Below are 24,737 nucleotides of genomic sequence, written 5' to 3'. Positions count from 1 at the left end.
CTCTAATTCTTTCGGCGTTCGAGGAGCGCCCGGTACGCCGCGAACTTGTAGAGGTCGCCCAGCGTCGGATAGTTGAAGCACGCGCGGTTGAAGATCTCGGCCGTCGACTCCGAGAGCATCGCCATCAAGCCGATGTGCACCACCTCGGTCGCGTGCTCGCCCATCACGTGCACGCCGAGCAGCCGCATGTCGTCGCGGCGGAACAGGAGCTTCAGGAACCCGCTCTCGTCACCGATGATCTTGCCGCGCGGGATCTCCGCGTAGCGCGCACGACCCACCACGTACGGGATCTTCTTCTCGATCAGCTGGGCCTCGGTATCGCCCACCATGCTCGCCTCGGGAATCGTGTAGATGCCGGCCGGCAGCAGCGGCGCGATGTCGGTCTTGAGCGATTCGCCGAAGGCGTGGCACACCGCGACGCGCGCCTGCTCGATGCCCGTGGCGGCGAGCGCCGGCGGTCCGATCACGTCACCCGCGGCATAGATATGCGGCTGGTCGTTCGACTGGAAGTGTGATCCCACCGGGATCAGCCCGCGCTTGCCCGGCGTGATGCCGGCCGCGGCAAGATCGAGCGTCTCGGTGTTGCTGCTGCGGCCCGAGCATACGAGCACGCCGTCGCAGGTGAGCATGGCACCCGAGCTCAGCGTCAGCGAAACGTCCCGCGGATGGGACAGGTCGCATTTCACGACCTTCTCTTTCCACAGGAAGCGCACGCCATTCTCCGTCATCGCCTTCGTGAGCGCCGCGGAGATCTCCGAGTCCAGGAAAGGTAGCAGCGTGTCGCGTCCGTCGACCAGCCGCACCTCGACGCCCAAGGCCGCGAACGTCCCGGCGTACTCCGAGCCGATGACGCCGGCGCCGACCACGACGAGCTTCCGCGGCAGCTCCTTCAGCTGGAGGATCTCGTCGGAGTCGTGGACGCGCTCGTCCTTGAACGCGAACTCGGGCGGCTGGAACGGCGACGAGCCCGTGGCGACGAGGATCTTCTCGCCGCGCAGGAGCCTTTCGCTGCCGTCCGGCGCGACCACGCGAACGACATGCGGATCGACGAAGGACGCCGCGCCGTGGACGACCTCCACGCCGTGGAGGTCCAGGGAGTATTCCGCCAGCTCGCGCTCCCCGGCCGTCACGTGGTCCGAGTGGCGCATGAAATCGGCGACCGTCGCTTCGCGCTGCAGCGAGAGGTCCACGCCGAAGAGCCGGCGCGTGCGCCAGCCCGCGAGCATGAGCGAGGTCTCGCGCAGCGTCTTGCTGGGAATGGTGCCGGTGTTGATGCCGGCGCCGCCCACGATCGGGGCCTTCTCGACCAGGGCGACCTTGCGCCCCATCAGCCCGCCGGCGATGGCCCCACTCGTGCCGGCGGGACCGCCGCCCAGCACGACGAGGTCGAATTCCTGCGGCTTCGCGGAGGCGGCGATCGCGCTCTACTCCGGCTTGTCGCCGCCGGTGAGCAGCGGCACGCCGTCGCTCCCGCCGATGAGGCCGGTCTCGGTATACACGCGCAGCTTGTCGCGGGTGTCCACGATGTCGAGGTTCCTCATCGTGAGCTGGCCGATGCGGTCGGCGGGCGTGAAGAACGCCTCGCCCTTCTCCATCGTGAGGCGCTCGGGCTTGTACGTGAGGTTCGGGCTCTTCGTGTCGAGGATCGAATAGTCGTTGCCCCGGCGCAGCTCCACCGTCACTTCGCCGGTGATCGCGCGCGCGACCCAGCGCTGGGCGGTCTCCCGCAGCATCATCGTCTGCGGGTCGAACCAGCGGCCCTGGTAGAGGAGCCTGCCGAGGCGCCGGCCGTTGTTGCGGTACTGCTCGATCGTGTCTTCGTTGTGGATGCCGGTGATCAGGCGCTCGTAGCAGAGATGCAGCAGCGCCATGCCGGGAGCCTCGTAGATGCCGCGGCTCTTCGCTTCGATGATGCGATTCTCGATCTGGTCGCACATGCCCAGGCCATGGCGGCCGCCGATCGCATTGGCCTCGGCAAAGAGCGCCACAGAATCCTTGAAGGTCTGGCCGTTCAGCGCGACCGGCATGCCCTGCTCGAACGTCACCGACACGGTCTCGGCCTTCACGGGCACGTCGTCGCGCCAGAACGCCACACCCATGATCGGGTTCACGATGCGCAAGCCCTTGTCGAGGAACTCGAGGTCCTTCGCTTCGTGCGTCGCGCCGAGGATGTTGGAGTCGGTCGAGTACGCCTTCTCCGTGCTCATCTTGTAGTCGAAGCCCTGGGCCACCAGGTACTCCGACATTTCCTTCCGCCCGCCCAGCTCGTCGATGAAGCGCTGGTCCAGCCACGGCTTGTAGATGCGCAGGCTGGGATTGGCGAGCAGGCCGTAGCGGTAGAAGCGCTCGATGTCGTTGCCCTTGAACGTGCTGCCGTCGCCCCAGATGTGGACGTCGTCGTCCTTCATGGCGACGACCAGCATCGTGCCCGTCACCGCGCGCCCGAGCGGCGTGGTGTTGAAGTAGGTGATGCCGCCGGTGGAGATGTGGAAGGCGCCGCACTGGATGGCGCCGATGCCCTCGGCCACGAGCTGCGGGCGGCACTCGACCAGCACCGCCTTCTCGGCGCCGTAGGCCCGGGCCTTGCGCGGGATCTCCTCGTAGTCCGATTCGTCGGGCTGCCCCAGGTTGGCGGTGTAGGCGTAGGGAATCGCGCCCTTCTCGCGCATCCAGCGCAGCGCCGCGCTGGTGTCGAGGCCGCCGGAGAAAGCGATGCCGACCTTCTCGCCGGCGGGGAGGGACTGGAGGATCGTGGCCAAGGGGATTCTTTCGAACGCGTGCAAAGGGTCAATTCTAACAACTAGTCATTCCCGCGAAGGCGGGAATCCAGCCTGGGTCCCCGCCTTCGCGGGGACGACGTTTTTCGCGCGCTCTCGCAGGACGTACTTCTGGATCTTGCCGGTGGAGGTCTTCGGCAGCTCGCCGAACACGACGGTGCGCGGGATCTTGAAGCCCGCGAGGTTCGAGCGGCACCACGCGACGATGTCCTCGACCGTGGCGGTGGCTCCGGGCTTGAGCATGACGAACGCGCACGGCGTCTCGCCCCACTTCTCGTCCGGCCGCGCGACCACCGCGGCCTCCATCACGGCGGGATGGCGGTAGAGGCACTCCTCCACCTCGAGCGAGGAGATGTTCTCGCCGCCGGAGATGATGACGTCCTTGGAGCGGTCCTTGATCTCGATGTAGCCGTCGGGATGCCTCACGCCGAGATCGCCGGTGTGGAACCAGCCGCCGCGGAAGGCGGCTTCGGTGGCGGCGTCGTTGCCGAGGTAGCCCTTCATCACGGTGTTCCCGCGCAGCATCAGCTCGCCCATCGTGGCGCCGTCGGAGGGCACCGGTTGCATCGTCTGCGGATCGGCGACCATCGCATCGTCCAGCGTCGGATAGCGCACGCCCTGGCGCGCCATGCGGAGCGCCCGCTCGTCCAGGCCCATCGCATCCCACTCCGGCTGCCACGCGCACAACGTCGCCGGCCCATAGCTCTCGGTGAGGCCGTAGAGGTGCGTCACGTTGAAGCCCATCTTCTCCATCGCGGCGATGATGGCCGAAGGCGGCGCGGCCCCGCCCGTGGCGACTTCCACGCGATGGTCGAAGCGCTCCTTCACCGCATCCGGTGCGTGGACCAGCAGGTTCAGCACGATCGGCGCGCCGCAGAGATGCGTGACCTGGTGCTCTCGGATCGCGGGAAAGATCAGCGCGGGATCGACCCGCCGCAGGCAGACGTGCGTTCCGCCGACGGCCGTGACCGCCCACGTGTACGTCCAGCCGTTGCAGTGGAACATTGGCAGCGTCCACAGGTACACGGACCTCGCGTCCAGCCCGAACATGAGCGCGTTGCCGAGCGCGTTGAGGTAGCCGCCGCGATGGTGGTAGACGACGCCCTTCGGACTGCCCGTGGTGCCCGAGGTGTAGAGCAGCGACATCGAGTCCCACTCGTCCTCGGGGCCCGGCAGCTCGAACGCGGGATCGCCTTCGCGCAGGAACTCTTCGTACGTGAGCGCGCCGAGGAGATCGCCGCCGGCACCCAGCGGATCGTCGATGTCGATCACGAGCGGCTTTACCGTCGCCAATCGCACGGCCTCGGCGATCACCGGCGAGAACTCGCGGTCGGTCACGAGAACCTTGGCCTTCCCGTGGTCGAGGCAGAAGGCGATCGTGCGCGCGTCCAACCGATAGTTGAGCGCATTCAGCACGGCGCCGAGGCCGGGCACCGCGTAGTGCGCCTCGAGGAGTGCGGGAACATTGGGGGCCATGAAGGCGACCGTGTCACCGCGCCGGACGCCGCGCTTCGCGAGCGCCGAAGCGAAGCGCGAGACGCGCTCGGCAAGCTGCGCGTAGGTGTATCGGGCATCGCCATGCACGACGGCCGTCTTCTGCGGATAGACCTCCGCCGAGCGGCGGAGAAAGGCGACGGGGCTGAGCGGCGCGAAATTCGCGCAGTTACGGTCCACCGCGTTTTTCTTTGGCCCGCTTGTGGTGGCGGAACGCGAAGATCTCGAACATCAGCTGCCGGAAAGTGAGCTTGCGCTTGAGCAGCGCCTCCAGCTCGCCCACGATGCCGCGGCGGAACGCGAGCACGCAGATCACGAAGACGATGCCCTGCGTGATCGTCACCCAGGCGCCAAGGTCGGAGAGGTAATTCTCCATCGCCATGATCACGAAGGCGCCGGCGATCGGCCCGAACACCGTGCCCATGCCGCCCAGCAGCGTCATCAGCACGACCTCGCCCGACATCGACCAGTGCACGTCCGTGAGCGAGGCCAGCTGGAAGACGATGGCCTTGGTGGCGCCCGCGAGGCCCGCGAGACCCGCGGACAGCACGAAGGCGAGGAATTTGTAGCGCTCGGTGCGATAGCCCAGGGAGATCGCGCGCGGCTCGTTCTCCTTGATCGCCTTCAGCACCTGGCCGAAGGGCGAATGGATCGTGCGCACGATGAGGAGGAACCCCGCGGTGAAGATCGCGAGCACGAAGTAGTACATCGCGAAGTTGTTGGTGAGGTCCACCATCCCCAGCAGCGTGCCGCGCGGCACCGACTGGATGCCGTCCTCGCCCCCCGTGAACGGCGCCTGGAGGCAGTAGAAGAAGATCATCTGGGCGAGCGCCAGCGTGATCATCGCGAAGTAGATGCCCTGTCGCCGAATGGCGAGCAACCCGACCAGCGCGCCCAACAGCGCCGTCACGGCCGTTGCGGCCAGGATCGCCAGCTCGGTGGCGAACGGGGGAATGTGGAGCCCCACGGTGATGACATGCTTGAAGATCGTCACCTGCTCGACGTGCAGGCCTACTTTCGCGAAATGCGCGGAGAGGTAGCCCGCCATCCCGAAGAACATCGCGTGGCCGAACGACAGCAGGCCCCCGTAGCCGATCAGCAGGTTGAAGGCGCACGCGAAGAGCGCGAAGCACAGCACCTTCATCAGGAACACGGGGTAGATGAACATCGGGGCGACGAGGAAGAACGCCATCACCACGATGAAGCCGTAGCGGAAGAACTTCGCCTCGAACTCGACGTCGCGGGCGGCCAGCGGATCGATCGTCGGATCGGCCATGTCAGCGCTGCCCGAACAGGCCCTGCGGCCGGATCATGAGGACGATCGCCATGATCACGAAGATCACGGTGTTGGAGGCTTCCGGATAGAACACCTTCGTGAGGCCCTCGATGACACCCAGGCCGAAGCCGGTGATGACGGCGCCCAGGATGGAGCCCATGCCGCCGATCACGACGACCGCGAACACCACGATGATGAGCGACGAGCCCATCTGCGGGCTCACCTGGTAGATGGGCGCGGCGAACACGCCGGCCAGTGCGGCCAGGCCCACGCCGAAGCCGTAGGTGAGCGTGATCATGCGCGGCACGTTCACGCCGAAGGCTTCCACCATCTTCGGGTTCTCGGTGGCGGCGCGCAGGTACGCGCCCAGCTTGGTCTTCTCGATCAGCAGCCACGTGCCGATGCAGACCACGAGCGAGGCGCCGATCACCCAGGCGCGGTAGTTCGGCAGGAACATGAAGCCGAGGTTGTGGCCACCCTCGAGCGCCGAGGGCATCGAGTACGGCAGGCCCGCGGAGCCGAACTCGTTGCGGAACACGCCCTCGATGATGAGGGCCAGGCCGAACGTGAGCAGCAGCCCGTAGAGGTGGTCCAGCTTGTAGAGCTTCGAGAGCATGAAGCGCTCGATCACCACGCCCGTGGCGCCGACCGCGAGCGGCGCCACCACCAGCGCCCACCAGTAGTTCATGCCGAGCTTGTTCAGCAGGAAGTACGCCGCGAAGGCACCCATCATGTACTGGGCGCCGTGCGTGAAGTTGATGATGTTGAGGAGCCCGAAGATCACCGCGAGCCCCAGCGAAAGGAGGGCGTAGAACGACCCGTTGATCAACCCGATGAGGAGTTGACCCATGAATGCATTGATCGGAATCCCGAAAATTTCAGACATGGTCGCTTCGTTCTACACCGAGATCCGGGTTGGAGCGGACGCCGGCAAGCCGGCGCCGCTCACCCAGACGAGCAGCCTTACTTCACCAGCTCGCAGCCGCCGTCCTTGAGGGGACGGAAAGCCTGGTCGGCCGGGATCGTCGCGAGGACCTTGTAGTAGTCGTACGGTCCCTTCGACTCGCTCGGCTTCTTCACTTCCATCAGGTAGGCCTGGTGGATCTTGCGGCCGTCGACGCGGATCGTGCCCTTGCCGAACAGCGGATCGTCCGTGGGCATCTTCTTCATCTGCGCCACGACTTCCGTGCCGTCATCGCTCTTCAGCGCCGCCACGGCCTTCAGGTAGTGCAGCGTGCCCGCGTAGACGCCCGCGTGGACCATCGTCGGGTACTTGCCGCCGTTGGCCGCCGCGAAGCGCTTCGTGAACGCGCGGGACGCGTCGTTCTGGTCCCAGTAGAACGTGTTGGTGAGGATCAGGCCCTGCGCCTTGTCGAGGCCCAGCGCATGCACGTCCGTCAGGAACACGAGCAGGCCCGCGAGGTTCTGGCCGCCCTTCACGATGCCGAACTCGGCCGCCTGCTTGATCGAGTTGGACGTGTCGCCGCCGGCGTTCGCGAGGCCCACGATCTTGGCCTTCGACGACTGCGCCTGCAGCAGGAACGACGAGAAGTCCTGCGTGTTCAGCGGATGGCGCACCTTGCCCACCACCTTGCCGCCGGCCTTCAGCACCACGGCCTCGGTGTCGCGCTCGAGCGCGTGGCCGAAGGCGTAGTCCGCCGTGAGGAAGAACCACGTGTCGCCGCCGCGCTTCACGATCGCGCTGCCGGTGCCGTTGGCGAGCATCCACGTGTCGTACGTCCAGTGCACCGTGTTCGGCGAGCACTTGGCGCCCGTGAGATCCGAGCTCGCGGCGCCGGAGTTGATGAAGACCTTCTTCTTGTCGCGCACGACCTGGTTCACGGCCAGCGCAACGCCGGAGTTCGGCGTGTCGATGATCATGTCCACGCCTTCGGCGTCGATCCACTTGCTGGCGATCTGGCTGCCGACGTCGGGCTTGTTCTGGTGGTCGGCGAAGATCACCTCGACGTTGAGGCCCTTCTCCTTCGCCTTGAAGTCGGCGATCGCCATCTTCACCGCGACGACGGAGCCCTGGCCGCCCAGGTCCGCGTACAGGCTCGACTGGTCGTTCAGCACGCCGATCTTCACGATGCCGCCGGAGATCTGCGACTCGTCCTTCTTCGCATCCGCGGCGGGCTTGGCGGGCTCCGCCTTCTTCTCGTCCTTCTTCGCCTGCGCATACGCACCGGCCGCGAATGCGAACGCGGCGGCGACGGCGAGGGTCTTCATCGGGAATTTCATTTGCGTCTCCTCTGTGGTTTTCTAGACACCCAGGTACTCGTGCAGCAAGCCTGTCTTCGCTTCGAGCTCGGAGGCCGGGAATGACTCGGCGATTCTCCCATGCTCCATCACGTAATGACGGTCCGCGAGCGGAGCGGCGAACCGGAAATTCTGCTCGACCAGCACGATCGTGAAGCCGCGCTCCTTGAGCTTCACGATCACGCGGCCGATCGCCTGCACGATCACGGGCGCGAGGCCTTCGGTGATCTCGTCGAGCAGCAGCAAATGCGCTCCGGTGCGCAGGATCCTCGCCATCGCGAGCATCTGCTGCTCGCCGCCGGAGAGCTTGGTGCCCTGCGCGGTCTTGCGGCGCTCGCGCAGGTTCGGGAACATCTCGTAGATCTCCTCGATGCTCATGCCGCCCTCGCCCACCTTCGGCGGCAGCGTGAGGTTCTCCTCGACGGAGAGGCTGGAGAAGATCGCGCGCTCCTCGGGGCAGTAGCCGATGCCCAGGTGCGCGATGCGGTGCGTGCTCATGGCCACGGTCTCGACGCCGTTCACGACGATGGAGCCGCTGCGCCGGCCGACGAGGCCCATGATCGAGCGCAGCGTGGAAGTGCGGCCGGCACCGTTGCGGCCGAGGAGTGTCACGACCTCGCCCTTGTTCACCGCGAAGTCCACGCCGTGCAGCACGTGCGATTCGCCGTACCAGGCTTGCAGGCCGGAGACTTTGAGGACGGCCTCAGGCATGCGTCGTCCCCATGTACGCCTCGATCACCTGCGGATTCCTCGCGACCTCCGCGTACGGGCCCTCGGCGAGGATCGCCCCGCGCTGCAGCACCGTGATGATGTCGCAGATGCCGGAGACCACGCTCATGTTGTGCTCGACCATGAGGACGGTGCGGCCCTTCGCGACTTCCTTGATGAGGTCCCTCACTCGGTCGACGTCCTCGTGGCCCATGCCGGCCGTGGGCTCGTCCAGCAGCATCATTTCGGGATCCATCGCGAGCGTGGTCGCGATCTCGAGCGTGCGTTTGCGCCCGTAGGCCAGTGCGCCCGCGTGGACCTGCGCGAAATCCTTGAGGCCGACGCGATCGAGGATGGCGAGCGCGGCGTCGTTCAGCTTGTCGAGCGTCTTGTCCGACTTCCAGAACGCGAACTGCGAACCGGTCGACTTCCGCTGGAGCGCCACGCGCACGTTCTCCAGCACCGAGAGGTTGGGGAACACCGCCGAGATCTGGAACGAGCGGATCACGCCGCGGCGCGCCACATCCGCGGGGTTGTCACGCGTGATGTCGCTGCCCTTGTAGTGGATCGTGCCGCGCGTGGGCGGCAGGAACTTGGTGAGCAGGTTGAAGACCGTCGTCTTGCCGGCTCCGTTGGGGCCGATCAGCGCGTGGATGGTGCCGCGCTTCACGCGGAGGTCCACGTTGTCCACGGCGACAAAGCCCTTGAACTCCTTGGTGAGTCCGCGTGTTTCGAGGAGGGTCTCGTCGGTCACTTCTGGAAATCCGGACGCGCTCTTGGAGGAAGTCGGGAATGCTAACCCGCCGTCTCAGCGGCCAGCAAGGAAAGCGGCCAACAATCGCTGCTGCACCGCGCAAAAGACAACGGGTGTCCGGTTTCCCGGACACCCGTTTCGCGAACTCCGTGCAGCGCGGCTAGCCGCCGCGGCGACCGAAGGCGATGGCGCCGTTCACGCCGCCCATGTTGTACATCATCCCCGCGCGCTGGCCGTTGCGGCCGGTGAAGAAGCCGTCGAAGCTGCCGGACGGATTCTGCGGGCAGCTGGGCGAGCACGAGATCGTGAGCGGCGAGATGTTCACCGAACCCGGAATGCTGTTACCCGTCGTGGCCGAGAAGTACTGGTCGCGATAGATCGGCATGCTGGGCGCGGAGCCGATCCACGTCTGGTTGTTGATCGTGACGTTCACCGTCGAGGAGACGGTGCGGTTGGTGAAGTTCGCGTCGAGCGTGGCGCTGCCCAGCACGCCCACGTGGCCGCCCCTGTCGGTGGGCAGCGTGGAGCCGACCACGTCGTACGTCGCCGTGCCGGTGGCCGGCAGCGCGACCGGGCCCTGCTGCGCGCCCGCGAAGATGTAGTGGAGGCTCTGCTGGTTGAGGTCGATGTTGCGCGAGGTGCTGCCGCTCGAGACCTGCGCCACGCCGTTGCCCCAACGTCCCCACACCATGCCGGTTTCCGCATCGAAGCCGGACTGCACGACCTGCGCGGTGCCGATCGCGTAGCTCGCGCGGTTGCCGATGTTGGCCGCGGGCGCCACGAAGGCGGTGATCGCGCCGTTCGGGCCGGCCGTGACTTCGTCGGGGCGGTTCGTGGTCGAGTAGTTGCGCGAGAAATCGGAGCCGGCGAGGAGGCCTTCGGCATCCGAGATGCGGCCTTCGCGATACGGTGCGGCGCCGTCCTGCGCCGGGCCCGTGAAGGCGGCGACGCCGGTGACGAGGTTGTTGTTGTTCGCGTTCGCGGCCGTGAGGTCGCTGATCCCGTAGCCCAGGATCGCGGCCTGCAGGCTGTTGCCCACGAGGCTGCCCTCCACCGACCCGCTCAGGCTGCCGTTGGTGCGCGACGAGATGCCGGCGCCATTCACGATCGTGAGCAGGCCGCTGGTCGAGGCGAAGAACTGGTTCAGGCTGAACGGCACGGCGTTGGCCGTGAGATTCCACGAGCCGCCGGTGTTGCCGCTGGTGGCCGGGATCAGCACCGACAGCCCCAGGTTCAGCGTGCGGTTGGTGAAGTTCACGGCGAGCGTGGCCGAGCCCAGCGTGCCGGTCGTATTGGCCTGGTTCGTGGGCGACGTGTTGGCGACCAGGGTGTACGTGGCCGTGCCGGTCAGGACATCCGAGAGGTACGGGGGATAGCCGGACGGTCCGTAGATCCAGTGCACGCTGCCGAGCACCGGGCCACCCGAGCCGGGCCCGTTGAAGCCGAGCGAGGAACCGGTATAGCGGCCGAGCACGACGGATCCGCCGCCGCCCACCGAGACGCTGGTGGTCTCCGCGACGTTGCCGCCGCTGATGGCCGGGCGGAGGTTCCCCGTCGGCGCGTACATGGAGTAGCCGCGGAGCGCCGCGCCCTCGAGCGTGACATCCGCCGCGGGCGACTGGCCGAGGAACGGGCCGCTGGTGGCGATGATGATGTCGCGCAGGTTCTGCGGATCCGACAGGATGTTGCTGGACGCGTCGATCGTGACGAAGCCCAGGCCGTTGTTGCCCACGGGCGTGTTGCCGGTGCCCTGCTGCTGCGGGGGCAGCTGCTGGTTGTCGCCGGGGGCGAAGTTGCGGGTATCGCCGCCGCCCGCGCCCGGGGCCGGGCCGGCCTTGGAATTCGACGGATTGGAAGCCGTATCGGAGACGAAGCTCGGCGTCGGGATGAATTTCGGCGGCTGGCTGCCTTGCACCAGCACCGTCTGCCCGGGGCCGGTGATCAGCGTCGTCGGCCCACCCTGCTGCGGCGGCATGTTGGGATCGCCCGCCACGAAGTTGGTGATCGAGTGGCTGCCCTCGATCGTGTGGTTCACCGTGATGTCGCCCTTGGCATCCTTGTCGGCCACGCTCTCGTCGCAATCGCCGTCGGCCATCGAGCAGGCGTAGAGGATGTTGCCGGAGCCGCGGATGCCCACCGTGGCCACGCGCGTCTTCATCACGAACTTGTCGCGGTTGGTGGTGGCGATGAGGCCGGTGAACGTGCGCAGGGTGCCGCGCAGGAGGTTCAGCACGGCGCCGGAGGTGTCCTGGGCGTTGGTCTGGTAGCCCTCGATGCGGAACTGGGAATTGGGCCGCAGCGACAGGCGCGCCTGGTCGATCATCGAGAGCTGCGCCATGCCGGCGCCGCCCGTGGCGATCAGGTCGCCCGGATCGACTTCCGTGCCGCGGGTGGCGGCGACTTTCTTGCCGTCGCGCTTGGTGAGGCTCACGTCGCCGGTGACGAACGTGAAGGTCCCGCTGGCGGCGAACGCGGCCGGGGCGAGGACGGCCAGGGCAACGGAGGCGCTGAGGATCTTGATTCTCATGGCGTGGCCTTTCGGGCTAGAACAGGTCGCACCGCACGGCGGTCGAAACCTCGTTACGGTCATAGTCGAAAATGTCGATATTGGATGCGTTGCGCGTGTAGGACCACTGAGCCCGCACGGCGCACTTCTCCATGAATTGCCAAGTGACCCCGCCCAGCAGCTCGGCGAACTGGTCGCGGCCTCGGGCCACGACGGTCGAGCGGGCGAATTCGTCCTTGTCGCGGCGGTACACGTAGCCCACCGCGCCGAACGTATAGAGCTTGGGGCTGAACGAGTACTGGCCGTACACGCGGCCGCCCGCGAGGTTCTTGCTCTTGTCGGTCACGCCGTCGTCGAAGGTGTTCTTGGCGTTGTCGTTGGTGCCGAAGACCGAGAGGTAGACGAGCGGCGTGCCCTTGCCCTCGAAGCTGCGCAGCCACGAGGCCGAGAGGTAGACCTGGTCGAAGTCGTCGATCTTGTTGTCGGGGAAGCGCACCGACGTGAGCTGCAGCCCCACGCCGACCTGGTTGCGCGTGTCGAGCGAATGGCGCCACTCGAACATCGCGTTGGCGGTGTTGCGGTCGTTGGTGGGCTGCGGCTCGCCGGGGGCGTCGCCGTCCTGCGTGTACTTCTGGTAGCCGACCGAGGCCCTCCACTGCGAGGGGCCCTGGTTGAGCGCCGCGCCGGCACGAAGATCGCCGGAGAGGATGTCGAAGTCCGATTCGTCGTGGTAGGCCCGGCCGCGTGCGCCGCCGCCCGCGAAGAGGCTCCAGCCGCGCGAGAGGGGATAGGAATACTCGAGGTAGCCCAGGGCTTCGACGTACGCCGCATCGCGCTTGATCGAGTTGCCGGTGGGATCGACGGTGATGTTGAACGACTGCTGCGAGGCGGCGCCGAAATCGCCGGGCACGCCGGTCAGGTTGCTGTCGTACCCGATCTGCATCTCGGCGAAGCCGGTCCAGCCCGGGTTGATCTCGCGGCGGCGAACCTGGATCGCCTCGAGATACTGGTTCAGCGCCTGCAGCGCGGGCGCCGGCGGGTTGGCCGTCTTCAGGCGCTTGAACGCCGTTTCCGCGAGATCGTAGGAGCCGAGCGCGAAGTAGGCGCGGCCGAGGTCCATCTGCGCTCCGGCGTGGTTCGGGTTGATGGCCAGCACGCGTTCGAAGGCGATGATCGCGTCCTCGAACTTGCCGCTGTCCAGCGCCGCGACGCCGAGGAGGTAGTCGTATTCCGGGGTGCCCGTGAGGTCCTGCGCCGACATCAGCTCGACGTAGGCCTGCTTGGGGTTGTTCTCGGCGAGGAGCTTGCGCGCGCGCTCCAGGACCTGCGGATCGGCGGCCCACGCACCCAATGCGTAGGAGAGCCCGGCGAGCAGCGCCATTGCTCGGACGGTACGGAGGACGATCATGGAAGTGGGGCCTTTTTGTTGGTGCCGCGCTGTAAAATTAGCCTTAAGAATCAGGCGGCTTGGTCCGATGTTATTCCCGTTGCCCCTCGGACGCAATGAACGGCGCCCGATGCATGGGTGCGATAATGACGCGCATGGATGACCGTTCCGATTCGGGCCTGCTCGCGCGCGTCGAAGACGGCGTGGCGACCCTCACGCTGAACCGGCCGCGCCAGTTCAACGCCCTGTCCTCGGCGATGCTGGCGGCACTCCATTCCGAGCTCGACAAGCTGGCCACCGACGAGTCGGTGCGGGTGGTGGTGATCACCGGCAGCGGCAGCGCCTTCTGCTCGGGACACGACCTGAAGGAGATGCACGGGGCATCCCCGGAAACGGTGGCGGCGCTCTTCGCCTCGTGCAGCGCGATGATGCAGAAGCTCATCGCCCTGCCCCAGCCGGTCATCGCCGCGGTGAATGGCCTGGCCACCGCCGCGGGCTGCCAGCTGGTCGCGCAGTGCGACCTCGCGATCGCCGCCGACAACGCGCGCTTCGCCGTCTCCGGCATCAACCTGGGCCTCTTCTGCTCCACGCCCGCCGTCGCGCTCACGCGCAACGTCTCGCGCAAGCGCGCTGCCGAGATGCTGTTCACGGGGGAATTCATCGAGGCGGAAACGGCGCTGGACTGGGGCCTGGTGAACCGGGTGGAGCCGGCCGCCCTGCTCATGGAATCCGTGCGCGAGTACGCCAGCACGCTGAAGGCCCGCCCGCGGGCGTCCCTCGCTTCGGGAAAGGCCCTGTTCTACCGCCAGCTCGAGGCCGGGATGCGGGCCGCCTACGAGGAGGCGTCGCGGGCGATCGCTTCGGACATGGGGTCCGCGGAAGCCCGGGAGGGCGTCGATGCCTTCCTGGGGAAACGCCCCCCATCCTGGAAGGCCTGAGCGCCACGCCACCTAGCGGACCGGGGCGCTGACCGGCGGGATCACCAGGTCGCGCTGCTGGGTGGGCGTCCAGAAGGCGTAGAGCGTGGCCGCGCACAGTCCGAGGACGGTGGCGGTGACGAGAACCGGGCGCAATCGCATGGTGTTTCTCCGCGTAGTGACCGAACGTACGTTACGCGGGCGTTCCGGATGCGCCGACCGACTGTGCAGCCTCCCGGGTGCCGAAAATTCACCGCAGGTCGCGAACGACCTCCAGGGCGGCGTTGTGCCCGGGTACGCCGGTGACGCCCCCGCCGGGGTGGGCCCCCGAGCCGCACAGGTACAGGCCCGCCAGCGGCAGGCGGTAGTTGCCGTGCCCCAGGATGGGGCGGGCGCTGAAGAGCTGGTTCAGCGACAGCTTGCCGTGGAAGATGTCGCCCCCCACGAGGCCGAAGGTGCGCTCGAGGTCGAGCGGGGTGAGGACGCGCCGGCCCAGCACGCTCGCCTTGAAGTTGGGAGCGTGGCGGGTGACGAGGTCGATGGCCGCGTCGGCCGCTCGCTCGCGCTCGTCGTCCCAGGAGCGGCCGTCCGGCAGGCGATAGCGGAAGTGCTGGCAGAACAGGCTCGCCACGTGCTGCCCCGGCGGGGCCAGCGTGTCGTCCACCGTGCTGGGGATCAGGATCTCGACGATGGGCTCGGCCGACCACCCGTCCGCACGCGCGCTGGCGTGGGCGCGGTCCATGTAGGCGAGCGTGGGCGCCATGATGATTCCGGAGCTGTGGTGGGGCTGGCGCGCCTTGCCGGGGGCGGCGGTGAAATCGGGGAGCTCGGAGAGCGCCACGTTCATGCGCAGCGTCGCGCTCTCGCAATCGTAGTGGGTGAAGGGCTCGAACGCGGCGGCCGAAGCGGCGCCTACGAGACCCGGGAGGAGCCGCGGGTTCAGGTTCGAGACCACGCAGCGCGCCGCGATCTCCGTGCCGTCCGCAAGTGCGATGCCCGTAGCGCGGCCGCCCTCCTCCAGGATGCGCGCCACGCCCTGGCCGGTGCGGATCTCCACGCCACGCGCCTCGGCCTCCTTGCGCATCGCCTGCGTGATCGCCCCCATGCCGCCGATGGCGTGGCCCCAGATGCCCTTCTTGCCGTTCACCTCGCCGAAGACGTGGTGCAGCAGCACGTAGGCGCTGCCGGGCGTGTACGGGCTCGCGAAGTTGCCGACCACGCTGTCGAAGCCGAAGCATGCCTTGATCGGCTCGGACTCGAACGTGCGGTCGAGCCAGTCGCCCGCGGACATCGTGAAGAGGTCGAGCACGTCGCGCTTGGCGGCCATCGGCAGGGCGTTCAGCTTGCGCGAGACCTTCCAGCCGGCGAAGAGGTCGCGGATGCCGCCGCCGACGTTGGGCGGTGTTTCGAGCAGGAGATCGCGCAGCACGTCGGCCACGCGGTCGAGCCGCTCGTAGTACGCGGGCAGGCGTTCGGCATCGGCCTTCGAGAATCGCGCCACCTCGCGCTGCGTGGCCTCGAGGCCTCCGCCCACGCGAATCGAAGCGCCATCGTCCAGCGGCAGGAAGTTGGAGAACGGGCGCTCCACCACGCGGAGGCCATGCTCGGCGAGCTTCAAGTCGCGGATCACCTTCGGATTCAGCAGGCTCACCGTGTACGACGCGGTGGAATTGCGGAAGCCGGGATGGAATTCCTCGGTCACCGCGGCGCCGCCCACGACATCGCGGCGCTCGACCATGCAGACCTTCAGGTGGGCCGCGGCGAGATAGCAGGCGCAGGCGAGGCCGTTGTGCCCCGCGCCGATGATGACCGCGTCGTACGGCACCTTCGCCACGCTAGCCCAGCAGGAACTTGCGGATCACGTCCACCTGCGCGTCGTCCATCAGCATCGGCGCGTGGCCCGTGTTGGCGACGACGTAGGCCTGCGTGTTCGGGCGCTTCTTCATCTCCTCGAGCGTCTCGGCCGGCAGCAGGTCGGAGCCGTCGCCGCGCACGACCAGCACCGGGCACGGGATCGCATTCCAGAAGTGACGCATGTCGACGTCGCTGAACGGCGCGCCCTTGAAGGTCTCGGCGATGCCCGGGTCGTAGCGGAACACCCATTTGCCGCTGGCATCCTGCTTCGAGGCGCTCTGCGCGATCTGCGTCCACTGCGCATCGGTGAGCGCTCCGAAGGGGCTCACGCTGCGCACGGCGGCGGTGAGGGCTTCGAGCGAATCGAACGAAGGCGTGGTGCCGACGTATTGGCCGAGGCGCTCCAGCGCCGCCTTGGGAATGAACGAGCCCACGTCGTTCATCACGAGCTTCTTCACCGGCGAGCCCGGGATGCCCGCCATCAGCATGCCGATGATGCCGCCCATCGACGTGCCGACCCAGTGCACCTCCTCCACCCCCATCTTGGCGATGAGCGCCGAGATGTCGTTCAGGTACACGGGGTAGCCATAGTCCGTCTTCACGCGCAGCCAGTCGCTCTTGCCGCGGCCGACCACGTCCGGGCACACGACGTGGTACGCGTCGGAGAGCCGCTCGGCGAGGTAGTCGAAGTCGCGGCCGTTGCGCGTCAGGCCATGCACGCAGACCAGGAGCGGCTTCGACGGGTCGCCCCACTCGGTGTAGGCGATGTGGTGGAAGCCGTGGGGGTCCAGCGTGAGGATCTTCTGCTCTTTCATTCGATGGCCTGGGTGGATTTGGCGCGTTCGCGCAGGATGAACTTCTGGATCTTGCCGGTGGACGTCTTGGGCAGCGCGCCGAACACGACGGTCTTCGGCACCTTGAAGCGGGCCATGCGCGATCGGCAGAACTCGATGATGCCTTCGACCGAAGCCGAGGCGCCTTCCTTCAGCTCGATGAAGGCGCACGGCGTCTCGCCCCACTTCGCGTCGGGCTGCGCGACGACGGCGGCCATCATCACCGCGGGATGGCTGTGCAGCACGTCCTCGACCTCTTGCGAGGAGATGTTCTCGCCGCCCGAGATGATCACGTCCTTCGAGCGGTCCTTGATCTTCGCATAGCCGTCCGGATGCATGACCCCGAGGTCGCCGGTGTGGAACCAGCCGCCGCGAAACGCCTCCGCGCTCGCCGCGGGGTTCTTGAGGTAACCCTTCATCGTGATGTTGCCGCGGAACATGATCTCGCCCATCGTCTCGCCGTCGCGCGGCACGGGCTGCATCGTGTGCGGGTCGAGGATGTCCATGCCCTCTTGCAGCAGATACGCCACGCCCTGCCGGCCGTTCAGGCGCACCTGCTCCTCGATCGGAAGCTTCGTCCACTCCGGATGCTTCGCGCACACGGACGCGGGGCCGTACGTCTCGGTGAGCCCGTACACGTGGGTGAGGCGAAAGCCCATCGTAGCCATGCCCTCGATCATCGCGGCCGGCGGCGCGGCGGCGGCCACCAGCGCCGCGACCTCGTGCACGATGCCGCGCTTCATCTCCGCGGGTGCGTTGACCAGCATCGAGTGGACGATCGGCGCTCCGCAGTAGTGCGTCACGCGGTGGTCGCGAATGAGGTCGAGGATCGCCTTCGCTTCGACCCTGCGAAGGCAGACACTCGTGCCCGCGATCGCCGCCAGCGTCCAGTTGAAGCACCAGCCGTTGCAATGGAACATCGGCAGCGTCCACAGGTACACCGCGTGGTGCGGCATCGACCAGTCGACGATGTTGCTGAGCGCGTTCAGGTACGCGCCGCGATAGTGGTAGACCACACCCTTGGGGTTGCCCGTCGTGCCCGACGTGTAGTTGAGCGTGATCGCATCCCACTCGTCGGGCGGGGCCTGCCATTCGAAACCCGGATCGCCTTCGGCCAGCAGCGCCTCGTACTCGAGCGAGCCCAGCAGCTCGCCACCGGTGAAGAGCGCGTCGTCGACATCCACCACCAGGGGCTTCACCTTCGCGAGCGCGAGGGCCTTCGCGACCACGGGCGAGAACTCGCGGTCGGTGAACAGCACCTTGGCCTCGCCGTGGTCGAGCATGAAGGCGATGGCCTCGGCATCGAGCCGGGTGTTGAGCGTGTTCAGCACGGCGCCGAACATGGCGGGGCCGAAGTGCAGCTCGATCATCGCGGGAATGTTGGGAAGCATCGCGGCGACCGTGTCGCCGTGGCGGATGCCGCGCTTCGCGAGGGCCGAGGCGAGCTGCCGGCTGCGGCTGTAGACCTGGGCCCACGTCCGGCGTAGCGGCCCGTGGATGATGGCCACGCGCTCCGGGAAGACCGCCGCGGCTTTTGCAAGGAACGACACCGGCGTGAGCGGTGCGTAGTTCGCGGGATTGCGCTCGAGTCCCGACTCGTAGGCTCCAACCACCGGCAAGGCTCTCCTCAGGCGATTCGCGTCTCCGCGCCCGTCCCGAGTCCGGCGGCGCGTTCCGCCGACTTTACCGTGTTCCCGAGGAGCATCGCGATCGTCATCGGTCCGACGCCGCCCGGCACGGGGGTGATCCAGGAGGCGACCTGCGAGGCGGTCTCGAAATCCACGTCCCCGGCCAGCTTGCCGTTCGCCAGGCGGTTGATGCCCACGTCGACCACGACGGCGCCGGGCTTCAGCATGTCGCCGGTCACGAGTCCCGCCTTGCCGACCGCGGCGACGAGGATGTCCGCCTGCCGCGTATGGAACGCGAGATCCTGCGTCTTGCGGTGGCAGATCGTGGTGGTGGCGCCGGCGTGAACGAGCATCAGCCCCATCGGCTTGCCGACGATGTTGGACCGGCCGATCACGACGGCGCTCTTTCCCTCGATGGGGATGCCGGTGTGCTCGAGCAGCTTCATCACGCCCCACGGCGTGCACGGATAGAACGCCGGATGGCCGGTGATGAGCCCGCCCAGGTTCGCCTGATGGAAGCCGTCGACGTCCTTCGCGGGATCGATGGCCTCGATCAGCGCCTGGCCGTCGATGTGCTTGGGCAACGGCAGCTGCACGAGGATGCCGTGGATGGCCGGAGCGGCATTGAGGGCGTGGATGAATGCGAGGAGGTGCGCCTGCGTCGTCTCGGCCGGCAGCGGATGCACTTCGGAATGCATGCCGATCGCCTCGCACGCCTGCGCCTTGTTGCGGACGTACACCTTGCTCGCCGGGTCGTCGCCCACGATGACGACGGCGATGCCGGGCACGAGGCCCTTCTCCTCCTTCAGGCGTTGTACGCGCACGGCGCACTCGTTGCGGAATTCGGCGGCGATGGCCTTGCCATCGAGGATGCGAGCGGTCATGGGTCGGGGTTCGCGCGGGGATGACGGGTGGAAATTCGGTGGAATTCGGTCTCGGTCATCACGGCGTCGACCGCGATGTCGTGCGCTTCGTGCGGGACCTTGTCGACGAAGAGCGCGGCGGGCATGCCCACGACGCGCATCTGGTGCGCGGGGCTCCCGGCCAGCAGGCGGTCGAAGTAGCCGGCGCCGTAGCCGATGCGATAGCCGTCGCGGTCGACGGCGAGCGCGGGAACGAGCGCAAAGTCGACCTCAGTGATGTCGGTGCGGCGGCAGCGCTCCGGGTCCGGCTCCTCGATGCCCCACACGCCGGGCTTGAGATCGGCTCCGAGGTCGCGCACCTCGTAGAGCTCGAGCATGCGCGGCTGCTTCACGACGCGCGGCAGGATGAGCTTCTTGCCGTCGGCGATCACGGCCTCGGCGAACGAGCGCGTGTCCCATTCCTTGCCGATGTTGAGCGTGGCGAGCACCGCCTTGGCCGAACGGTACTCGGGCAACGCGCGCAGCCGCGCGATCACGCGGGACGAAAAGCCCGCGCTGCCGTTGGCGAACAGGGCGTCGCGCTTCGCGATGAAATCGCGGCGCAGCTCCGACTTCTGCGGATCGGGGGGCGCGGGAACGGCGAAGCGCTGCAGGGCGCTGCGGATCGCGGCGATCTTCACTTCGGTCTCCTCGTACTCGGCTTCCGGCGACGAATCCGCCACGATCCCGCCGCCGGCGTAGAACCGCAGCTCCCCCTTCGCGCACACCGTCGTGCGGATCGGGATGTTCATGTCCATGCGCCCCGCGGCCGTGAGGTAGCCGATGGCGCCGCAATACACCTCGCGGCGGTGGGGCTCCAGCTCGTCGATGATCTCCATCGCGCGCTTCTTGGGCGCCCCGGTGATGGAGCCGCCGGGGAAGGAGGCTTCGAGCAGGTGCAGCGCGTCGCGGCCTTCGGCGAGGCGGCCCGTGATGGTGCTCACCAGGTGATGCACGGTCGCGAAGCTCTCCAGCTTGCAGATCTCGCGCGTGGCGACGCTCCCCGGCTCGCACACGCGGCCCAGGTCGTTTCGCAGCAGGTCCACGATCATCACGTTCTCGGCACGGTCCTTCGTGGAGGCGAGCAGCTCGGCGCGGGCGGCGGCGTCCTGCACCGGGTCCGCCCGGCGGCGGCGCGTGCCCTTGATGGGCTTGGTGACGACCTCGCGGCCTTCCACGGTGACGAAGCGCTCCGGCGAGCTGGAGAGCACGGCACCGAACGGATATTCGAGGAACGCCCCCATGGGTGCGGGGTTCGTATCGTGCAGGTGGCGGTAGAGATCCCAGGGGTCGCCGGAATATCCGACGTGGAACTCGCGCGTGAGGTTCGACTGGTAGCAGTCGCCGGCGTGGATGTAGTCGATGACGCGCTGGGCCCGCGGCAGGTAGGCCTCGCGGTCGAGCGTCGAAGCGATCTCGCCCAGCACGCGGAATGGCTCGCGTTGCGGCGGCTTCGCGAGGATGCGCTGGCGCAATGCCGCGGCTTCGGCGTCGGTGAAGCGGTCGAGCGACGTGATCGCGGCGCGGCGGGCGCGGTGGTCGATCACGAGCGTCCATGCATAGAGGCCGATGGCCGCTTCGGGCATCAGCGGCGTGGTGCCGGCCTTCTCGACCGGAAGCTTCGCCGCGCCGCGTCCCAGCTCGTAGCCGAAGTAGCCGATGACCCCGCCCGCGATGGGCCAGCCCTCCGCATGCGACGCGGTGCCGGATTCGATGCAGAGCGCGCGCGCCGCTGCGAACGCGTCCTCCCCCGGTGCCACGATGCGCGTGGACAGCGGTTCGGCGGCGATGACGTCATAGCGCCCGGTGGTGCGGGCCGGATCGCCGCTGTCCAGGAACACCGCCCAGCCGAGCGGCCGCACGGACTCGAACCACGCATGGCGCTCGGCGCAGCGGGTGGCTTCGTCGTAGGGGAGCTCGATCGGGCGCGCCATGAGACCCATTTTACGGGGTGACACGGCCGGAACCTTGACGTGGGTTAGGTGGCGGCGGGCCGATGCTATGCTTCGCGCATCATTTTTCCCGCAAAGGCCCGTCCCACGATGAACCGCACCCTTTTTGCCGCCGCCGTCGCCTGCGCCGTCGCCCTGCCCGCCGCCGCCCAGGACAACCCGTTCGCGGGCTTCAAGGGCAAGATCAAGGAAGGGAACTGGGAATACAAGATGCAGATGGATGGCGTTCCCGGCATGCCGCCCGGCATGAAGATGCCCGAGCGCACGTTCCAGCACTGCATCACGCCGCAGGACGTCGAGAACGGCGGGCTCGGCACCAAGGACGGGAAGCTCCCCGACGGCTGCACGGTGAAGAACATGAAGATGTCCGGCAACACGGCGAGCTACACGATGGAGTGCACCAAGCAGCCCAAGATGACCTCCGACGTCAACATGACGTTCGGGGATGGCACGTTCGCGATGAAGCAGAAGATGGCGATGGACCAGAACGGCCAGATGATCAACATGAACCAGAGCATGACCGGCAAGTACGTCGGCCCCTGCCCCGCCGCCGCCAAGAAGTAGCTCCTCGTCATTCCCGCGCAGGCGGGAATCCAGCGACTGGGTCCCCGCCTACGCGGGGACGACTCACTTCAGCGCCGCCTTGATCTGGTCGAGGGCCGCGGGGTCCTCGATGGTCGTGAGGTCGCCGGGATCGCGGCCCTCGCAGATCGCCTGGATGGAGCGGCGGAGCAACTTCCCCGAGCGTGTCTTCGGCAGCACCGTGACGAAGCACACGCGGGAGGGCCGGGCGATGGCGCCGATCTCGCGGTCCACCGTCGCCATGATCTCCTTCTCGCAGGCCGCCGCACCCTCCGGGGTGGCGACCTTCGACGCATCCTTCATCACCGCGAAGGCGATGGGCACCTGGCCCTTCAGCGCATCGATCACGCCCACGACGGCAACCTCGGCCACGCTCGCGTTCGCCTGCACCGCCTCCTCGATCTCGCGCGTGCCGAGGCGATGCCCGGCGCAGTTGATGACGTCGTCGGTGCGGCCGAGCACGAAGTAGTAGCCGTCCTCGTCGCGCGTCGCCCAGTCGAACGTGGTGTAGACCATCTCGTCGCCGAACGACGTGTAGTAGGTCTGCACGTAGCGCTCGTCGTCGCCCCAGATGGTCGTCATGCCGCCCGGCGGCAGCGGCGGCACGATGCAGAGCACGCCCTTCTCGTTCGCGCCGACCTCGCGGCCGGTCTCCTCGTGCTTCAGCTTCACGCGGTAGCCGTAGGCGGGAAACGACGGCGATCCGAACTTGCGCGGCGTGTCCTCCACGCCGGGGCACGCCGTGAGGATCGGCCAGCCCGATTCGGTCTGCCAGTAGTTGTCGACGATCGGCACACCGAGGTTATCCGAGACCCAGCGCGCGGTCGGCTCGTCGAGCGGCTCGCCGGCGAGGAAGAGGAACTTGAGCGACGAGACGTCGTAGTCGCGCATGAACTTCGGATCCTGCTTCTTCAGCACGCGGATCGCGGTCGGCGACGAGAACATCGAGGTCACCTTCCAGTCCTGCACGATCTTCCACCAGATGCCGGCGTCCGGCCGCATCGGCACGCCCTCGTACATGATCGTGGTGGAACCGTTGATGAGCGGCCCGTAGACGATGTACGAGTGGCCGACGACCCACCCGATGTCGGAGGTGCAGAAATACGCCTCGCCCGGCTTCGAGCAGAAGATGTGCTTCATGGACGCAGCGAGCGCAACCGCATAGCCGCCCGTGTCGCGCTGCACGCCCTTGGGCTTGCCGGTGGTGCCGCTGGTGTAGAGGATGTACGACGTCTCGCTCGACTCCAGCCACGTGCACGGGACCTTCGCATCGCGATGCTGCTCGCGAAGCGCGGCCCACGAGAGGTCGCGCCCCGGGGTCATCTCGACCGGCACCAGCCCGCGGTCGCAGACGATGACCTTCGCGGGCGGCGAGGTGGAGAGCCGGATCGATTCATCGACGAGCGGCTTCAGCGCGATGCGCTTGCCCATGCGACTGCCGGCATCGCCCGTCACCATCACCTTCGGGCGCGCGTCGTCGATGCGGGCCGCGAGGCTTGCCGCGGCAAAGCCGCCGAACACGACAGAGTGGATGGCCCCGAGCCGCACCGTGGCCAGCATCGCGAACACGGCCTCGGGGACCATCGGCATGTAGATCAGCACGCGGTCGCCGCGGCCCACGCCCTGCGCCGCGAGCGCCGCGGCGAAGCGGTTCACCTCGGCATGCAGCTCGGCGTACGTGAAGCGGCGCGTCTCGTCGGTCTCCGTGGAGATCCACACCAGCGCGTCCTGCGCGCCGCGCGTGGCGAGGTGACGGTCGAGCGCGTTGTGCGCGAGGTTGGTCTCGCCGCCCGCGAACCAGGTGCGAAACGGCGGCTTCGCGGCGTCGAGCACCTTCGCGAAGGGCTTGCGCCATTCGATGAGCGCCGCCTGCTCGGCCCAGAAGCCCTCGGGATCAGACAGCGACCGGGCGTGGAAATCCCGATAGGTCGTCATGGCAGCCGGCGAACGGGAATCATTCGGGCTTCGCGCCGGTGAGCTGCACGACGCGGCGCCACTTCTGGATGTCGTCGACGAGGAACGTGCGGAATTCCTCCGGCGTGCCGGCCACGACCGTCGTACCGTCCGCCTCGAGCCGCGCGCGCACCTGGGGCAGGCGCGCCGCACGGGCCGCCGCCGCGTTGAGGCGGGTCACGATATCCGCGGGCAACTTCGCCGGACCGAGCAGACCGAAGTACGCGGCGCTCTCGAAGCCCGGCAGGACGCAGGCGATGGGTGCGACGTCCGGCAGCGCCGCCACGCGCTGCGCGCTCGTCACGCCGAGCGCGCGCACCCGACCCGACTTCACCTGCGGCAGGGCATTGAGCAGCGGCGCGAACATGAGCTTCACCTGGCCACCGACGACGTCCGACAGCGCCGGGGCGCTCCCCGTGTACGGCACGTTGAGGATGTCCACGTGCGCCATCATCTTGAAGAGCTCGCCGGACATGTGGATCGAGGAGCCAAAGCCGCCGACCGCGAACTCGAGCTTGCCGGGCTGCGACCGCGCGAGCTCGATCAGCTCGCGGGCATTGCGCACCGGGAGATCGCTCGACGCGATGAGCACCGAGGGACCGCTCGCCATGAGGATGATCGGCGTGAAGTCCTGCAGCGCGTCGAAGGGAAGCTTCGCGCCATAGAGCGCCGGGTTCACGCTGTGCGCGGTGCCGGTGAAGAGGAGCGTGTGCCCGTCGGCCACGGCGTTCGCAACCTCCCGGGCGGCGATCGTGCCGCCGGCGCCGGGCCGGTTCTCGACGAAGACCGAGGCATAGCCGTCGCGCACGATCTCCTGGGCCACCATGCGGGCGAGATAGTCGGTGGTGGCGCCCGGCGGCACGCCGACGAGGATGCGGATCGGGCGGCCGCTCGGCCCCTCCGCGAACGCATGCGTCGCGGCGGCGAGGACGAGAAGTGCGAGGAGGCGTCGCAT

Annotated in this window: 20 protein-coding genes; 2 read left to right on the top strand and 18 right to left on the bottom strand. The window is 67.7% G+C overall.

Translation table 11 applies throughout. The features are described 5' to 3' along the window. Positions 1-2 precede the first annotated feature (2 nt). The 10 genes from sthA to DSM104443_RS09435 all read right to left on the bottom strand — a co-directional run bounded on the left by sthA (position 3) and on the right by DSM104443_RS09435 (position 13,182). Positions 3-1,379, bottom strand: a complete 1,377-nt coding sequence (gene sthA / locus DSM104443_RS09480; protein WP_212757070.1) for a Si-specific NAD(P)(+) transhydrogenase — start codon at positions 1,377-1,379, stop codon at positions 3-5. Between the two features lie 45 nt (positions 1,380-1,424). Further along, complete coding sequence (gene argG, locus DSM104443_RS09475) at positions 1,425-2,759, bottom strand: argininosuccinate synthase (protein WP_171091608.1); 1,335 nt, start codon at positions 2,757-2,759, stop codon at positions 1,425-1,427. 45 nt (positions 2,760-2,804) lie between these two features. Continuing rightward, positions 2,805-4,451 (bottom strand): acyl-CoA synthetase, encoded by a 1,647-nt coding sequence (locus tag DSM104443_RS09470; protein WP_171091606.1) that lies wholly within the window; start codon positions 4,449-4,451, stop codon positions 2,805-2,807. Next, the gene (locus DSM104443_RS09465) at positions 4,441-5,547 is read right to left on the bottom strand and encodes a branched-chain amino acid ABC transporter permease (protein ID WP_171091604.1); all 1,107 of its coding nucleotides are present in this window, start codon (positions 5,545-5,547) and stop codon (positions 4,441-4,443) included. Before DSM104443_RS09465 ends, DSM104443_RS09470 begins: the two co-directional genes overlap by 11 nt. 1 nt (position 5,548) lies before the next feature. Beyond that, on the bottom strand, positions 5,549-6,397 hold the full coding sequence (locus DSM104443_RS09460) for a branched-chain amino acid ABC transporter permease (protein ID WP_246232786.1): 849 nt from the start codon (positions 6,395-6,397) through the stop codon (positions 5,549-5,551). A gap of 113 nt (positions 6,398-6,510) precedes the next feature. After that, positions 6,511-7,788, bottom strand: coding sequence for an ABC transporter substrate-binding protein (locus tag DSM104443_RS09455; RefSeq protein ID WP_246232781.1), 1,278 nt, complete (start codon positions 7,786-7,788; stop codon positions 6,511-6,513). A gap of 21 nt (positions 7,789-7,809) precedes the next feature. After that, complete coding sequence (locus DSM104443_RS09450; protein ID WP_171091600.1) at positions 7,810-8,517, bottom strand: ABC transporter ATP-binding protein; 708 nt, start codon at positions 8,515-8,517, stop codon at positions 7,810-7,812. Next, positions 8,510-9,268 (bottom strand): ABC transporter ATP-binding protein, encoded by a 759-nt coding sequence (locus tag DSM104443_RS09445; protein ID WP_171091598.1) that lies wholly within the window; start codon positions 9,266-9,268, stop codon positions 8,510-8,512. The genes DSM104443_RS09450 and DSM104443_RS09445 overlap by 8 nt, the downstream gene beginning before the upstream one ends. Before the next feature lie 160 nt (positions 9,269-9,428). Further along, complete coding sequence (locus DSM104443_RS09440) at positions 9,429-11,795, bottom strand: FecR domain-containing protein (RefSeq protein WP_171091596.1); 2,367 nt, start codon at positions 11,793-11,795, stop codon at positions 9,429-9,431. A gap of 16 nt (positions 11,796-11,811) precedes the next feature. Then, on the bottom strand, positions 11,812-13,182 hold the full coding sequence (locus DSM104443_RS09435) for a tetratricopeptide repeat protein (protein WP_171091594.1): 1,371 nt from the start codon (positions 13,180-13,182) through the stop codon (positions 11,812-11,814). Between the two features lie 134 nt (positions 13,183-13,316). Between DSM104443_RS09435 and DSM104443_RS09430 the strand changes: the two genes are divergently transcribed. After that, a complete protein-coding gene (locus DSM104443_RS09430) occupies positions 13,317-14,099 on the top strand; it encodes an enoyl-CoA hydratase (protein ID WP_212757068.1) in 783 nt (260 codons plus the stop codon). 12 nt (positions 14,100-14,111) lie between these two features. On the opposite strand, the gene DSM104443_RS22035 is transcribed toward DSM104443_RS09430, so the two are convergent. From DSM104443_RS22035 to pabB, 6 genes are all read right to left on the bottom strand, one after another. Next, positions 14,112-14,240 carry a hypothetical protein gene (locus tag DSM104443_RS22035; protein WP_281359560.1) on the bottom strand — a complete coding sequence of 43 codons (129 nt, stop codon included), beginning with the start codon at positions 14,238-14,240 and terminating at the stop codon, positions 14,112-14,114. Between the two features lie 88 nt (positions 14,241-14,328). Continuing rightward, positions 14,329-15,912 (bottom strand): phytoene desaturase family protein, encoded by a 1,584-nt coding sequence (locus DSM104443_RS09425; protein ID WP_212757066.1) that lies wholly within the window; start codon positions 15,910-15,912, stop codon positions 14,329-14,331. Position 15,913: 1 nt separating this feature from the next. Next, a complete protein-coding gene (locus tag DSM104443_RS09420; protein WP_171091593.1) occupies positions 15,914-16,747 on the bottom strand; it encodes an alpha/beta fold hydrolase in 834 nt (277 codons plus the stop codon). Further along, positions 16,744-18,378 carry an acyl-CoA synthetase gene (locus DSM104443_RS09415; RefSeq protein WP_171096350.1) on the bottom strand — a complete coding sequence of 545 codons (1,635 nt, stop codon included), beginning with the start codon at positions 18,376-18,378 and terminating at the stop codon, positions 16,744-16,746. Before DSM104443_RS09415 ends, DSM104443_RS09420 begins: the two co-directional genes overlap by 4 nt. 14 nt (positions 18,379-18,392) lie before the next feature. Next, complete coding sequence (folD, locus tag DSM104443_RS09410; RefSeq protein ID WP_171091592.1) at positions 18,393-19,277, bottom strand: bifunctional methylenetetrahydrofolate dehydrogenase/methenyltetrahydrofolate cyclohydrolase FolD; 885 nt, start codon at positions 19,275-19,277, stop codon at positions 18,393-18,395. Next, positions 19,274-21,229, bottom strand: coding sequence for an aminodeoxychorismate synthase component I (gene pabB, locus DSM104443_RS09405; protein WP_171091591.1), 1,956 nt, complete (start codon positions 21,227-21,229; stop codon positions 19,274-19,276). The genes folD and pabB overlap by 4 nt, the downstream gene beginning before the upstream one ends. Positions 21,230-21,337: 108 nt before the next feature. Between pabB and DSM104443_RS09400 the strand changes: the two genes are divergently transcribed. After that, a complete protein-coding gene (locus DSM104443_RS09400; RefSeq protein WP_171091590.1) occupies positions 21,338-21,811 on the top strand; it encodes a DUF3617 domain-containing protein in 474 nt (157 codons plus the stop codon). Positions 21,812-21,874: 63 nt separating this feature from the next. On the opposite strand, the gene DSM104443_RS09395 is transcribed toward DSM104443_RS09400, so the two are convergent. Beyond that, a complete protein-coding gene (locus tag DSM104443_RS09395; protein WP_171091589.1) occupies positions 21,875-23,764 on the bottom strand; it encodes a propionate--CoA ligase in 1,890 nt (629 codons plus the stop codon). A gap of 19 nt (positions 23,765-23,783) precedes the next feature. Further along, the gene (locus DSM104443_RS09390) at positions 23,784-24,737 is read right to left on the bottom strand and encodes a tripartite tricarboxylate transporter substrate binding protein (protein WP_171091588.1); all 954 of its coding nucleotides are present in this window, start codon (positions 24,735-24,737) and stop codon (positions 23,784-23,786) included.

Source organism: Usitatibacter rugosus, assembly GCF_013003965.1.
GTDB classification, from domain to species: domain Bacteria; phylum Pseudomonadota; class Gammaproteobacteria; order Burkholderiales; family Usitatibacteraceae; genus Usitatibacter; species Usitatibacter rugosus.
This window is presented reverse-complemented; position numbering and strand designations above follow the sequence as displayed.